A 15,001-nucleotide genomic window follows, 5' to 3' on the forward strand; every position below is an offset into this window, starting at 1 on the left:
TCATTCCTTATTTAGCCGCCACATTGATATTGATGTGGCTTTGACAAGCCACCTGACTCACCCACTCTTCGACTTGAGGCTGATCCAGCCCTAACATCACCTCACATGCTGCGTCTTGCCGTCGCTCAATATCACTGAAAACTGTCGTCAACTTTATTTCTTCACTCAAATAAGCCTGCCCCTCTTGTTTCAGCTGAGCATAAGGCTGGGACATCCCTGACTGAGAGGCTTGCTCGTACCCATACGCATGCTCAAATAACTCATCTAAGCCACTAGCTAGACCCTTCACGACAGGCACATCAAAAATCACCGGCACAGCCTGTGCCGCAGAGACGTCTGCGGGGGCTAATGCTCGGGGTACATATCGACGAGGATCTGATTCAGGCGCTGAGGGGCTAAGCTCGTGTGGCATCGTGGGCACAATCAACCGCTCATTCGTGCTTGCTCGCCATGCTAAGCTTTGCGGCCGCGGGGCCATGGCTTCGTCGGCTAGGCTCGACAGGGTAAGAGGCGGCACCACTGCCATCGGTGTGCCTATCTGAGGCTGTTCCAAAGTAGGTACCGGCAAAGCAGCCTCCCTTCTGGGCATGACGTTCGTTTTAGCCAACTGAGCACCCGTACGGCAATCTAAATCCCCTACCCATAACACACCCTGAGCTTTTGTTAGGTCCAATTCAACGTCACACTTCTGGCGCTCATCCACTAAACTAATGGTGGGATAGCGCTTATCGACATCCATCGCAAAAGCGCCACTCTTGTCGGTCATGGTCTTACCAATGTGGTTTTTAATTTCAGTGTAGGCCAAAGCCTCCCCTTGAGCCGTGGTTAAACGACCAAATACGGTGACCAGCTGTTTCACTTCAGGGCGATACACCGCCACATTGCCTGGGTACAGCGTCACATTTTGGGTTTTGCCCTTCACGATGTTGACGCTGTCCATGCTGTTCTTGTCGTTCATCAGCTCAACCTTATATTCGGCATACGGTGCCAAAGGGATGAAATTGTTCTTGCCGGTAAGCCTATAGTGACGTCCATTGATTTGCGCCGATAGCGAGGCGCCACCGGTCATATCGGTTTGAATAATCACGCCGGCATCTTCTCGTTTGCCACTTGGAACCACTTTACCTGCGCCCAATCCCACAGAGCCGCCTGCGGTTAGGTGACCACTGAGGCGCTGACTGTCAGGACGCGACAGCGAAACAGTACCGCTGCTGTACTTCGTATCGAACATGGCATAGCCATTGGTGGAGAAGTCGCTATTACGGCCCGTTCTGTCGCGTAGCTGCTTAGCGGTATTGATGCCGATGGCGCTGATTGGGCCATCTTCAAAGGTTTTACTGCCGCTCAAATCAAGATTCACATCGCCGTTGTCTGACGATAAACCTACGTTGACCCAGTTCGAGAGCGGAACAGAAAAGCCCAAAGAAATGTATTTACGATTATCCGTTGGTACATCATTACCGTACTGATAGCGCTGAACGCCTGCACGCAGGTTCATGGTGCCGCGGCGCCCGGAATATAAAGACGTGGCGTATTCAAAGTTATTCGAACGGGTGTTGACGCGCTTGTCGACGGTACGACTAAACGTGAGCGAGCCACCTTTATCGATGAATTGATTAACATTAAGGGTGCCGCCAAATGAATAGACATCGCTGTCGTAAATGCCTAGATCACCTTTAATATTGCTTTTCTCTTTACTGGCCCAGACTGAGCCATAGCCCTTGGGGATGACGGCGGTGGCGTTAACGATGTTGCGATAACGCCCTTTCTCGGAGATCAAACCTTGCCAGCCCACGCTACCATAATCCAGCACGGCCAAACTCAAGGCTGTTTCATTGACAAAATGGCTGTCAAAAACATAGCTAGACGTTTGTATCGAGAGTCCAGACAAAACCGGTAGATTAACCGCGGCCGAAACGCCCAGTAAATAGGTTTCTTTGGTGCCACCTGTCAAGCGCTCGACTTTGCGGTCGTAATCCACGTAGCCACCATAGACTTCCCAGCTGACTTCATTCATGTCCGCATTACTGTTCGAAAAAGCCTTATTGATGCGATGGGTCGTTCTGGATCGAACCTCACCGTCAATCATGACCTCTATGTCGACATCGTAAATGCCAAAAGGCAATCGGCCGGTATCAATTTCAAAACTCCCCATGGGAAAGTTTTCAATGCTGAGTAAACGGCCATTTCGATAAACATGAGCCTCACCCGCTGCCGGCATAAAAATAGTGATGGGGGTTAAGGAGTATTGATTACTTTTAATTTTAGTAGACGACTGGTTACCCATAGTCGCACCGTAAACTTTACTGGCATTGAGCGCTGACAAACTGGCAATAGACTGCAGATTCCAGGTATCGAACATTCCCAAGGCCAAGCGATTGCCGTTCACGTCGCGTTCGTACAGGGCGCGATAAATTTCACTACTTTGCTCAGCGCCTTTACCCACACCATAAACCGAACCATCTAAGGAAAAATGATGTTCTTTATAGCCTATGGTGTTACGGATATTCACGTAGTTATTGTTGCTATTGACCCCATTTCTGACCCGAGTTTGGTACACCCCCAGATCATAAGACAAAACAGCAGATAAGCTGTCTACCGAGGATTTTGCTAAAGTAAACTGCCGAGGAATGACTGCTGTAGACAACGCTTCTTCGTTGACGTCTAGGGTCAATACAAAAGATTTAATGCTGAGATTTAAGGCCGCGTCGTCCGACAGCTTGATGTGAGTACTGTTGTCAAAATAGCGCGCTTCTATGCCCAAAATCATGGCTTCGGTTTCAGACGACAGAACCGCCCCCTTAGGGTCTTGATGCAGAACCACCTCTTGAATCAATAATCGGCCTTCTTGTAAAGCAATGGCCGCATCGGCTACTTTTTGCCGCTCATCTGGATTACCGCCCACCAAGCGTAAATACACAGGCACGGTCAAACCTTGCTGTAACGCCTGCCCAAACATACCGGGGATGACGTATTCGCCCAAGCGCACATCACCTAAAGGCTGATCCGCCAGCGCTGGCGTACTGACAAAGGCAACCATCACCGAGCCAGAGATGATTTTGACATTAAAGATAAACTGTTTTCCCATAACCCAGACCTAAAGCTTAAAAGTGAATAAACAAAACTAATCCGTACCATGTGGGCTTAAACAGTTTTACCTTCCTTTTGTTATATGTGCGTTTTGCTTATTTACCTCACCTTAGGCCATTATTTAACCGCCTCTGCCGATACACCGTCCTTAACCGTGATGAATTGATCACGATGCCAAATACCTATGTGGGCTTTCCTGTCGGTTAAGGTGCCAAACTTAAGCCTAACGCCCACATCAGGCATCACGTAATAACGTTCATGGCAGATGGTTTGTTCATTTAGGTTAAGCCCCTTGCATGGGCCAAAGGCCACCACGCGAAACGTGACGTTACCGCGGTTATAAACGGCGCCGTTTTGATATTCATAGCGAAACTGCTCTTGCCTTGGCGCCACCACCAAAATAGTGCCGATGCTGGCAGAGGTGGTCGCGGTGGCGGCCTTCGCAGTCTTGGTTAATGCGTCTTCCTGTACCGGATTATCCTGCCAATTTAGCCGATAATAACGCTCTTGATCGTCCTTAGGTCCATCATAAAAAATACGAAAAATGTCTTTGGCGTTCCCAGGCAAGATCAGATTTGCGGGTGTCGATAAAATCTCTGCCTCTTGCTCTAGGGGTAAGACAGCGCCACCCTCCATGGGTGAGCTGATGCGCTCAATACGTAAGCTGACCAAACGAGCACCATCAACGGTATTCTCAATCTCCTTAGCCAACATGGTCTGATCGGCATGAATTAATGACGTAATCTCACCTACGCTGATGGCCTGAGCCACAGGGGTTAAAGCCCATAGTGACAGCAACCCTATAGGCCACTCTTTACACCGATGAAGCATAAACTGCCTCCTAAAACTGGGGGGAACACGCCCCCCAATTAAGCACCTACGCTGATGCGCTCACGTCGATTAGATGAAATCACCCGTCCAAGTGGCCACAAATTGAACGTTGACGTTGCCATCCCATAGGCCATCGGCCAATGCCTGGTAAGCCACAGGGGCATTCCCAGCGGTAGCTGAAGCAATGCTAAAATTGAATTGACCCAAAGCACTGACACGATCAGCGTTGCTAAAGGCATCACCAGCAGTCAAGGCCGTCAACCCTGTATTCACGCCATTAGCAGTGTCAATCATCACCACATCAACGGTTTTAGAAAGATTTTGACCGTTCCATTTCACGCCTACCTCTAAAGTTGAGTCATCAGAAGCGCGTGCCAAAGTAGCAGAGATGATTTTAGAGGCCAATTTAAAATCAGTGGCGCCCGATTGGCCGGCGATGGTCACGTCAAAGGCACCATCCAAGTTGTTAAAAGCCTGTTGGCCTTCTGCATAATTAAAGGTCAAAGATTTTAGTGGGGTCACCACCAACATGCTTTGTGTGTCTTTAATCGCTTTTGCATCCCAAGAGGCAATCGCAGAGGCGGTTCGCTCCGCAGCTTGGGCAACAGAAGCCGTGCCTAATGTTGCAGCTAACAGCACGGCCAGAGTGATTTTCTTCATAAAAAAGTCCTTTAAGTACATACATAAAAAATTTAATAACATAGGCCTCATCGACCCACAACGCAGACAACACACGCGACTACCTCTTCTTGCTATGCCCATACAACATCACAAAAATTGCGCTTCCAACTGATTCAACGCCTTTTCTAATTCAAACAAGGATTTTCTGCCTAAACGAGGAATTCTTTGGCGTTCAGACTCACTAACCCTTAATAAATCTCCGACGGTTTGAAGGCCGTAACCATGCAAAGCCTTTTGTACCCGCCCTGAAACAAACAGCTGAGAGATCAGCGTGGCATCCTTTAACTGTTTATTCTCTTCTTCATTCAAAATTGCTTTACAGCGGCGCCATTCACGCTTTTGAATATCGAATTCCCATAAGCAGCCATCCTCCGTGAGCGCAAATAGCGCTTTTTCTACGCTGACAATTTGAACAATTTTCATCTGCATTTAACTCTCACAATAAAAATAGCCCACTATTAAATAGATTAAGCCTAAACAGAACAAAAAAATGACCAACAAACCCTCGTTTATTGGCCATAAATGCTAAAAACAAATATTTAATTAAAAATAACAACTAATAAACCAGCATTTTTACGTTTCTTTACAAAAAGGCTTGTGGTAATAAATATGACTTTAGGTTATTATTTCGTTCGTCATTCTGAAGAGTTGCTCGCAATACATTGTAATTATTGAGGGTTTCTTCTGGGCTCAATCAATATTGACTCTTCAAATTGTCTTTATGTTGTCATTCAAGAATCGAATCCTGACAATTAACGGCCATTATTTTTCTGCCCCTCCTCTTGGGGTGTCTTAAGAAAAATCCAGTTGTTAAAAAAACGAGGGTTTAATTAACATTAAATTTATTTTTAATATTAATAATCAATTACTTATAATTTATTTTAAAAATATCAGCATGTCCTTATTTAATAAACCCCATACAAAAGCCATGCAGCCACCATTCAAATATCAATTAAATTCAAAATAATCAAAAAGTTAAAAACAAACTGCTTAGATCCCTGATTTTTTCAACATTCATTAAACAAACCTGCACAATAATCTACTAAACTAGTAAATATACCGTTATACACTTCTGATCTACATACACTTCTGCCCCTCCCATTCAAGCGTGTCAACGCTATATTGGCCCTGCCTTCTGTACCCCCCGAACATTATGCCAAACAAATACCAATCCATTAAACTGATTTGATTCTGCCTCCCACCACAAAATGCATAGACTCTATAATCTTTGAACTGGCCGCTGTCTATCCATGACCGATCACTGCCACCAAATCAGGCCGCGACCCAAGCCTGTCTCAAAGTAAGGCTATGTAAAACATGACACGCTTACTGGGTCAGGAGCCCTGTCTCAACAGCCAACAAAGAACAACAACCTCAACTCAAATCGGCCTATTAAACGTCTATATCTCACTTAAAGACCATTGTTTCCTTTGTTTTTTAGACAATCGGCATTATCATGAACACACTCTATAAATAAATGGATCCGTGCCATGTCCCATGATCACGATCATGATGTCAGCGCCCTACCTGAGTCTCGCTTACGCCTAGCGCTCATGCTCACGGGTTCATTCATGCTGATTGAACTCATAGGGGGTTACCTTACCGGCAGCCTCGCCTTAATTTCTGACGCCATGCACATGCTGACCGACAGCATTGCGCTTTTATTGGCCTTAATCGCCATTCATGCGGGGCGTAAAGCGGCCGACCTATTGCGCACCTATGGCTATACACGCTTTGAAATTTTAGCGGCTGCACTCAATGCTCTGATTCTCTTAGGCGTGGCGTTTTATATTTTGTATGAAGCCATCAAACGCCTGTCCACCCCACAAGACATTCAGTCTATAGGGATGATGGTCGTCGCCATTGCGGGCTTAATCATCAATTTAATTTCGATGCGCCTACTCACTCAGGCAAAAGACGACAGCCTCAACGTTAAAGGCGCCTATTTAGAAGTCTGGGCAGACATGCTCGGCTCTGTTGCAGTGATTGTCGGCGCCCTGATTATTTGGCTGACCGGATGGCAGTGGGTCGATTCCGTATTGGCCGTGATCATTGGCTTTATGGTGTTTCCGCGGACGTGGACTTTATTGAAGGCGTGTTTGAATTTACTCTTAGAAGGTGTACCTCCGGGGATGAGCGTCGCGGACGTAGAGGCCACAATGATGGGCACCAATGGCGTGGCTCAAGTTCATGATTTACACCTATGGGCGCTGACCCAAAATAAGCCCATGTTAACCGCCCATATCGTGTTAGAACCTCTGGCCGACCACGAACAAGTTCGCCGCGCCATTGAAGCCAAGCTGCAGGCCGACTTTAAATTAACGCATACGACCTTACAGATGGAGCAAGAAAATCGAGAGCCGGTTGAACATTTAGACCATTGAACCAATTAGCTAGGGCCTAAGTCAGAGTACCAGGACCACCATACCAATTAAGTATCCATTACACATAACCCTCTTTTTATAGTTAAAGGATTATCCATGAGTACCTACCGCATTGCAGTGATTGTCGGCAGCCTACGCCAAGACTCCTACAACCGCCAAGTTGCGACCGCTTTATTAAAGCTATTGCCGTCGCACTTTGAAGCCGAAATCGTTGAAATTGGCCAATTACCTCTATACAACCAAGATGCCGATGCCAACGTCCCTAGCGTGGTCATGGCGTTTAAAAATCAAATTGCCGCTGCCGATGCGGTCATTGTGGTGACGCCTGAATACAATCGCGGCATTCCCGCCCCACTAAAGAATGCCCTAGACCAGGGCTCACGTCCTTGGGGGCAAAATTCTTGGCAAGGTAAGCCAGCAGGCCTATTAGGTGTGTCAACCGGTAATATTGGCACCGCAGTAGCCCAGCAACAATTGCGAGGCGTATTCTCATTCCTAGACATGCGCACCCTACATCAGCCAGAAATGTTCCTAAAATGGGAAGACGGCATGGTGGATGCACACGGCGTATTTAGCGATCGCAGCGCCAAATTTGTCGGCAAATGGGTAGCGGCCTTTACCACTTGGGTCGAAACCCAATCCGGTAAATAAACCCACTGATGAAATCAATCAGGCCTCTTCTTGAACATATAGGAAGAGGCCTGATTATTTAAGACGTTCAAACATCAAGGTGTCAACGCCAAACCATAAGCAATGAGATGATCATGTTCATAAGGGGCATCCTCCGCAGGATATCTTAAGCCTGCTACGCCTTGAGACTGAGCCATCGACCAAATCAAACTTTCGCCCGCAGGCAATACGTCTAATTCTTGAGCATAAACAGGATCTTGATAAGCAGTGTCGCTGTCGATGAAGCGCCAGTTTTTCTGTCGCAATGCCGCCACCACAGCATCGAGGTAGGCGGCATTAATATGATTGACGTGCAGCAGCAAGACATGCTTAGGTGAATAACCCAAGGTTTGATGTGCTAATGCATCGTAATAATCGGCCCGAGCGACTATGTGGGCCACATAGGCCTGTTTTAGCTTAGCCAACGAAGCATCATCGCCGTTTGCCGTATAGCGTCGAAAAAGCTGGTTATAATACCAATCGCTGGCATCAATGGTGACGGCGCCTGATTGATAGCCATGTGACCGTAGCCATGCCCTTACCCCATCCCGTTTGAGCGCCGTATCGCCCTCTTTTAAATAGGGAAACCGATAGCGCGCCACCCAGCCATGCATGGTTTTTAGTCGTTCATCAGCCTTAGCCATACTGTGCAAATAATCAGCTAAGCTCACCTCTGCCTTATTTAAATTCGTGTGCTGTGCACTGTGATTGCCTATCCTATGGCCCGCCTTCCCCCACTCGGCCACCAAGGCCAACCCGGCTTCATCGCTACCAGTTTTGGCTAAAGAGGGGTACATAATCGCCTGAATCTGCTGTAGGGCCAGTTGATCCAAGAGGCTCTGGTTTACTTGTGCGGCATCAGCCATTATGGCTGGATTAACCCCATCATCAAAGCTTAAAGCCAACTCCTTAGCCGCAACTAAAGAGACACTGGCCATGAATATCAGGCCGAAACACACTGACCGTATCAAGATCGACACCTTTCAAAAAATTGTTTAAAACGCAAGCATCATACTCTACAGCCAGGGTCAATGGACAACCGCTCTGGTTAACGCCCTAGCCTAGCGATTAAACCTAAGCACTAAAAACCCACTTAAGCCAGCCAATATAGAGCCTAAGAACACCCCAATTTTGCTTAAGTCTTGCAGCTGTGGATCGGTAAAGGCCAAAAGACTAATGAATAAACTCATGGTAAAGCCCACACCACACAATAATGAAACACCATATACCTGCCGCCAACTGGCGCCTTCTGGCCGTGCCAGCCAACCTAGCTTAGCACCCAGATAGACGACGGCAAAAATGCCCACTTGCTTACCCACAAATAAGCCAGTCGCGATGCCCAACACAACGGGATGACTGAGCTGCTGCCAGCTAAAGCCAGCAAAAGACACGCCGGCGTTGGCGAAGCCAAAAATGGGAATGACCCCGAAAGCGACCCACTTGGTTAAACCATGTTCCCAGACCAAGAGCGGCGCTGCATCGGGAGAAGATAAACCAGCTACCCGTAATGGAATGGTTAAGGCCAAAGCCACGCCGGCTAATGTGGCATGTAGGCCTGATTGCAACACCAGCCACCACAACAGTAAGCCCAGTAACGCATAAGGCCAGGTTTGGGTGACGCCGCGACGGTTAAAGGCGATCAGGATCAGTAGCACCGCCGCTGCGGCCAATAGATAGGCTGCCTGAAGTGAGGCCGTATAAAACACGGCAATGATCACAATGGCGGCAAGGTCATCAATGATTGCAAGGGCGGTTAAAAAAACTTTGATGGAATTAGGGACTCTATCCCCTAATAAGGCCAAAATGCCTAAAGCAAAAGCAATGTCGGTAGCGGTTGGAATCGCCCAGCCACGCGTTAGATCCGTGCCCAAGCCCACCCATAGAATATAAATCAACGCCGGCAGCAATAAACCGCCTAAAGCCGCGGCCCCCGGCAATAGACGCTGCTTCATGGTCGCCAATTCACCGCTTAAAAACTCTCTTTTAACTTCCAAACCCACGTACAGGAAAAACAGTGCCATCAAACCATCATTCACCCAGTGCAATAAAGACAGGCCGGCAAAATATTGATTTAATAGCTGAAAATAAGCGGCCGCATAAGGGCTATTGGCCAATAACAGCCCCAACAGCGCCGCTACAATGAGTAAAATACCCGTAGCTGATTCTTGTGCAAAAAACGATTTAATCGTGACATACATAGGCGCCCCTTGTGTAGAAATTATGGTTATTGTTTGTACCTGATGGCAGATACACCACTATAAGTCTATGAAAATCAAACTTAGTTTCCGACTTAACGCCGATTCTCAACGAAAATATGGCCAGCACTCAAAATCAGCCATCCCCCCCCCTTTACGACAATAAAATCAGACGTCTTTGCGTAGATCAACCATGGCTTGCCCTGTAGCTATTCAGTACGTTCTTTTAATGGTGACGACGATTATCGCTAGGCGTCGGGCGAATCGAGGCCTGGATCGGTTTTAATCGCGGATGTGGGGGTGTCAAAAGATAGATTAAAAATGGTGGATAAGCTTAGCTTGCCCCTTACAAAATGGCCTCTGGCTCTGTACTTAAACAGCATGGTCTATGATGATCTTTAACCTTAAGTCAATCTAAGCAACATGAATGTTAATCATGCAAATCGACCTTAACTTTCATACGTTTGCAGATAGCTTTAGGCTATACTCAACCTCACCTAATCCATCAAGAGTCACAGCATGCTTAAAAAAATCGCCCTCATCACCACCCTCGCCGCCTTTAGCCTACCCACACTAGCCAATGAGCCTACGCAGGCTAAGTTTCGATTCAGCGCAGAACAAATGCACGACATCGCCAATGAAAAAAAGCTGTCGCACCGTATTTTTTACGCCAAGCCCTCTATTGGGCCAGATGCGGCTTGGTTTGATGCAGTAAAGCAAGGCAACTTAAACTTGGTCAAAGAAATGCTGGCGCAAGGCCAAAACATTGAAGCTAAAGACAGCGGCAGCCTAGACCAAACGGCTTTAGGCTGGGCAGCATTTATCGGCTACGAAGACTTATTTGATTATTTAGTTGCCCAAGGCGCCAATCTTTGGGCAACAGATAAGGGCGATGTGTATCACGTGCTGAAATCAGCAGCATTAGGCAAAAACGCCAACATCGTCAAAAAGGCGCACACCTTATTAAAAGGCCAATACGACCTCAATGACGTCAGCTATGAAGATGATGGCGAAAGCTTGGTCATGGTTGCCGCCAGCAACAACCGTCTTGAGGTGGTTCAATACTTCATTGCACAAGGCGTCGACTTGAATAAGGTGACCACCATTCAAGACCCTAAACGTTTCTCTTACAACCACAGTGCGCTTTCTTACGCCTGCCAAGGAGGTTATAGCGACATGCAGCAGCTATTGATTGCCAACGGCGCCATCAATCACCGTACGGGTAAAGCCAGCTGCGTTTAAGGCCTGTGAACTGAACGGCTCTATCTATTTTCAGCCAAGCAAGCTTTTGATGAAGCATTGGCACCGATTTCCATCCAGCACAATATCTTTATTGCATACACCGTCACACCGTATGCGCTTGATTTCAATCTCGTCTCCTACCTTATGGCCGTCATTAAAAATGCGGCCACTAGGGCCGCATCGATGACATCACAGTTACCACTTATAGCTCAGCTTGCCTTCAACAGACCGCCCTGCGCCGTAATAGCAATAAAACGAGCAAGCGCTGACGTACTCTTTATCGGTTAGATTACGGGCATTCACCTGGAGCGACCAGTTACGATTCATCTGATAGTGCGCCATAGCATCCCACAGGGTATAGCTAGGCACTTTCTCACCAGGATAATTAGCCTCATCCGTGGTTGAACCAACATAACGTAAGCCCGTCGCCAAGCTTAAACCACGCAGAACACCTTGCTGAGGCGTGTAGCGAATCTGTGCGGCGGCCATGTGTCGAGCCACCATAGGCGCGCGAATGGTTTGTTTCGCGCTCAGGTCTTGAGTAGCATCGTTATAAGTATACGACACAGTGGTGGCCCACTCATCGTTCAAGGCCACATCTGCCTGCAGCTCAACGCCTTTGTTTTGACGTTCACCAGCCTGTACCGATACGTTAGAGCTATCTGACATGAGAGCATTTTTCTCTTTTAAGTCAAAATAGGCCAACGATAAAGTGCCATCCAACCAGCTCGGCGTGTATTTCACGCCGACTTCGGTTTGCTTGGCCTCATAGGGCTGATAGGCGCGATCATAGCCATCGACGCCCGCCGTTGGGCGGAATGATTCTGAATAGTTAAGATAAGGCGACAGGCCATTCTTGGCCTTATACATTAACCCGCCTTGCCAAACCGTGTTGTTGACGTCGTAATCGGTCTGGACCTTACCCATGATGCCGTCGTTTTTGGCTTGATCATGGCGCACGCCAAGGTTCAGCAACACCCGCTTATCCCACTCGAACTGGGTTTGTCCATAAAGGCCCAATTGAGTTTGCTTAATTTTATAATACTGCCCTTTCACCTTGAAATCCTGACCATACATGGGATTAAACATGTCGATGGGGCCAACGGTGCCAAATGGCTCATTCTCGCCATCAATTTTACTGCGCATATAATCCGTACCCAGCAGTACCGTGGTGTCTAAGGCGCCAAAGTGCCAGGTTTTACGCAGGCGATTATCTAGGCTGTGCACCGTCGAAATGCCTTGGTTATAGCTATAGCCACGCTTCGCCAAACGGTCTTGATCTGAGCTCCAAGCAAACACGCCCAAGAAATCCAGATCTAAGCGGCTGTAGCGATAGTTTTGTGAGAACTGCCAACCATTGTCAAACGCGTGCTGGAATTCATAACCAAATGACAGCTGCTCGCGATCGGTGTAATCACGGCTGGGTTCACCCAGATTGGTGTGCCGATCAATTTTGCCATAGGGTGTGTTGATGAGTGAGCCGTAGCCCGGCATGAAGCCATTGGTCGGCGTGCCCTTTTCTTTTTGCCAACTGGCCAAGAAGGTCAGATTAGTCTTGTCGCTGATGTCCCATGTAAGGCTGGGCGCAAAATAATAATGCTTCATTTCGGTGCTGTTTTGCATGCCGTCTTCACGACGGTATTGGCCCACCACGCGATAACGCAAGCTGTTGTCGGCATTTAAAACACCGCTGTAGTCTGCGCTGATGCCGCGGCGATCATCGGTGCCACCACTGATGTTGATTTCGCCAGCAGGCTGATCTTTTGGCCGTTTGGTAACGAGGTTCACCACCCCACCAGCCTCGGCCGAACCGTATAGCATGGAGTTAGCGCCCTTCACAACTTCCACGCTCTCAATGCCGTACATTTCCGGTAGCCAAACAAAAAAGGCACTTGGTGCTGTCGGCGTGCCGTCTAAAGCCACGGAGGCATCAAAGCCCCGAATTTTAAACCATTCAGATTTATTATCCCCACCATAAGGTTCACTCAAGATACCGGCTTGGTAATGCAGCGCTTGATCTAGTTTATGCGCCTGGGCTGCTTCAATATCGGCTGCGCTAATCACTGCCGTTGAACCTGGCGTACGATACTTAAGGCCGCCCACTTTGCCTGCAGACCCAACCACCACCACGTCGTCAAGCGCGGCTTCTGGCGTATCGGGTTCAGCTGCGTAAGCATGGCCAAACGCCATAAGCAGGCAGGTGCTGATGATGCTGTTATGACGAGGTCTCTGAAACAAAGTCATGATGTGTCTATCCTTTAAAAATTAACGTGAATACCGCTTTGTGCGTCTGGGAAGGGGCTCAATACCCCTTGCGCCATTTGCACCACCCGATCCGCATGATGAAAATACTTATCGTCATGACTGATGGCAAACACTGTATGGCCTTGCGCCTTTAATAATGGCAGCAGTTGCTCATAAAATACTTTTCTAAAATGTGGGTCTTGATCCGCCGCCCATTCGTCTAACACCAAAACGCTGCGACGCTCTATCGCCGCCACCAAAAGCGCCAAACGCTTACGCTGCCCTTGTGACAAGTCAGTTTCTAAGAGCTGGCCAGCCGAGATTTTGGCTTTTTTATCCATGCGCAAATGCTGTAACCAGGCCTCGATGAGTTCCGTGTCTGCGGGCATGCCCTCACCATCCAACAAATCTCGAAAGAGGTAAAAATCCACAAATACGGCAGAGAATAGTTGTCGATAGGCGCTTCGATGACCGTCATTGATCGCCACGTCATCTACCCATACTTGGCCACTGCTCGGTGCATACAGCCCGGTGAGGAGCATAGACAGTGTCGACTTACCGCTGCCGTTGGCGCCTACCAAAAAAACGGTTTCACCGCGTTTTAGCGTAAAATCCAATGGTTGTAAGGTAAAACCAGGTTCGCCCTCGCTAGCGGGATAAGCATAAGTCAGCTGCTGTAGGCGTATTTGCTGCCAATCGTGAGGCAGCGACGCTGTGGTTTGAAATTCGGGCTCAAACGGACGCAGCTTCAGTTTAGCTAAGGCCTGTAGCGACACTTGCCCTTGAATCAGGGTTGGGAATGCCCCGACAGCCGTCAATAAAGGCGTGCGGATAAACAGCACAGTTAAAGCAATTGTGGTGGCATCCTGGATACTCGCCCACCCTTGAAACACCGTGAGGTAGAAAATCACGCCCACAGCGCCCAGCATCATTACATTGGTCCAATTACCCGCAAAAGCATGGTGATTATCAGCACGAATAATGTGATGCAAATGGGCTTGGGTGTCGGCGCTGAACTCATGTTCATAAAAACGAGCAGCACGGGCTTGGTTTAAGGCCAGTTCTTTATGGCCATCTAAGGCCGATTCATAATGCTGGTAAAGCTGATCCTCTTTAGCCCGCATGACGTTTAAATGAGCATACACTTTCTTGACAGCCCAATGCCCGCCTCCTAACGTCGCGACCAACCACAGGCAGGTCACCAAAAACAACCCAGGCGACAGATAGCACAGATACACGCTGGCGCACAGGATAAATAAGCCACCTTGCAACAGCTCAGGCAGACGTACAAAGGCATATGACACGCTGCGAATGTCATTAGCGAGGCTGGCCATGATTTTGGCCTTACCCAAGGCTTGAATCTGCACTAAGTCGGTGTCCATGATTTGCTTGAGTAGCTGGCGCCGTAAATCATAAACACAGCGGTGACCCAGCGTCGTCAGGCTGATTTGAGCCCAAGTGGTCAAGCCTAGATACACCACCAAGAGCGCAATAAAGCTCAATAAAACAAGGCTTAGATTCTCGGTGCTGTGCAATAAATAACCATTAATAAACATCAGCACACCCACGCCCATTAGGCTGGCCAAGATGCTCAGAATCAATACTGCCACCACGGCGCGCTTATGCTGCGCCAACATTAAATTCACCACATTCATCTCAACACCA

Annotated in this window: 11 protein-coding genes; 3 read left to right on the top strand and 8 right to left on the bottom strand. The window is 48.1% G+C overall.

The genetic code is table 11. The features are described from left to right. Positions 1-7: 7 nt before the first annotated feature. The 4 genes from AB8Q18_08935 to AB8Q18_08950 form a co-directional block, all read right to left on the bottom strand. Positions 8-3,088: a CS1-pili formation C-terminal domain-containing protein gene (locus AB8Q18_08935; protein XDZ50319.1), complete on the bottom strand. Its 3,081-nt coding sequence runs from the start codon at positions 3,086-3,088 to the stop codon at positions 8-10. 119 nt (positions 3,089-3,207) lie between these two features. Beyond that, the gene (locus tag AB8Q18_08940) at positions 3,208-3,921 is read right to left on the bottom strand and encodes a hypothetical protein (GenBank protein ID XDZ50320.1); all 714 of its coding nucleotides are present in this window, start codon (positions 3,919-3,921) and stop codon (positions 3,208-3,210) included. A 69-nt stretch (positions 3,922-3,990) separates the two neighbouring features. Then, on the bottom strand, positions 3,991-4,581 hold the full coding sequence (locus tag AB8Q18_08945; GenBank protein XDZ50321.1) for a common pilus major fimbrillin subunit EcpA: 591 nt from the start codon (positions 4,579-4,581) through the stop codon (positions 3,991-3,993). Positions 4,582-4,689: 108 nt separating this feature from the next. Next, on the bottom strand, positions 4,690-5,031 hold the full coding sequence (locus tag AB8Q18_08950; GenBank protein XDZ50322.1) for a DNA-directed RNA polymerase subunit alpha C-terminal domain-containing protein: 342 nt from the start codon (positions 5,029-5,031) through the stop codon (positions 4,690-4,692). Between the two features lie 1,061 nt (positions 5,032-6,092). Between AB8Q18_08950 and AB8Q18_08955 the strand changes: the two genes are divergently transcribed. Further along, positions 6,093-6,986 (top strand): cation diffusion facilitator family transporter, encoded by an 894-nt coding sequence (locus AB8Q18_08955; protein XDZ50323.1) that lies wholly within the window; start codon positions 6,093-6,095, stop codon positions 6,984-6,986. A 96-nt stretch (positions 6,987-7,082) separates the two neighbouring features. Next, positions 7,083-7,637: an NADPH-dependent FMN reductase gene (locus AB8Q18_08960; protein ID XDZ50324.1), complete on the top strand. Its 555-nt coding sequence runs from the start codon at positions 7,083-7,085 to the stop codon at positions 7,635-7,637. A 74-nt stretch (positions 7,638-7,711) separates the two neighbouring features. Here the strand turns inward: AB8Q18_08960 and AB8Q18_08965 are convergent, their stop codons facing one another. Next, the gene (locus AB8Q18_08965; GenBank protein XDZ50325.1) at positions 7,712-8,593 is read right to left on the bottom strand and encodes a polysaccharide deacetylase family protein; all 882 of its coding nucleotides are present in this window, start codon (positions 8,591-8,593) and stop codon (positions 7,712-7,714) included. Positions 8,594-8,716: 123 nt separating this feature from the next. Continuing rightward, positions 8,717-9,853: a Na+/H+ antiporter NhaA gene (gene nhaA / locus AB8Q18_08970; GenBank protein XDZ50326.1), complete on the bottom strand. Its 1,137-nt coding sequence runs from the start codon at positions 9,851-9,853 to the stop codon at positions 8,717-8,719. 516 nt (positions 9,854-10,369) lie between these two features. Between nhaA and AB8Q18_08975 the strand changes: the two genes are divergently transcribed. Then, positions 10,370-11,092, top strand: coding sequence for an ankyrin repeat domain-containing protein (locus AB8Q18_08975; GenBank protein XDZ50327.1), 723 nt, complete (start codon positions 10,370-10,372; stop codon positions 11,090-11,092). 195 nt (positions 11,093-11,287) lie between these two features. Here the strand turns inward: AB8Q18_08975 and AB8Q18_08980 are convergent, their stop codons facing one another. Further along, positions 11,288-13,336: a TonB-dependent siderophore receptor gene (locus AB8Q18_08980; GenBank protein XDZ50328.1), complete on the bottom strand. Its 2,049-nt coding sequence runs from the start codon at positions 13,334-13,336 to the stop codon at positions 11,288-11,290. A 14-nt stretch (positions 13,337-13,350) separates the two neighbouring features. Beyond that, entirely contained in the window at positions 13,351-14,991 is a 1,641-nt protein-coding gene (locus AB8Q18_08985) for a multidrug ABC transporter permease/ATP-binding protein (protein XDZ50329.1), read from the bottom strand. Positions 14,992-15,001: the final 10 nt, after the last annotated feature.

Source organism: Neisseriaceae bacterium CLB008 (assembly GCA_041228285.1).
GTDB lineage: Bacteria > Pseudomonadota > Gammaproteobacteria > Burkholderiales > Neisseriaceae > JAGNPU01.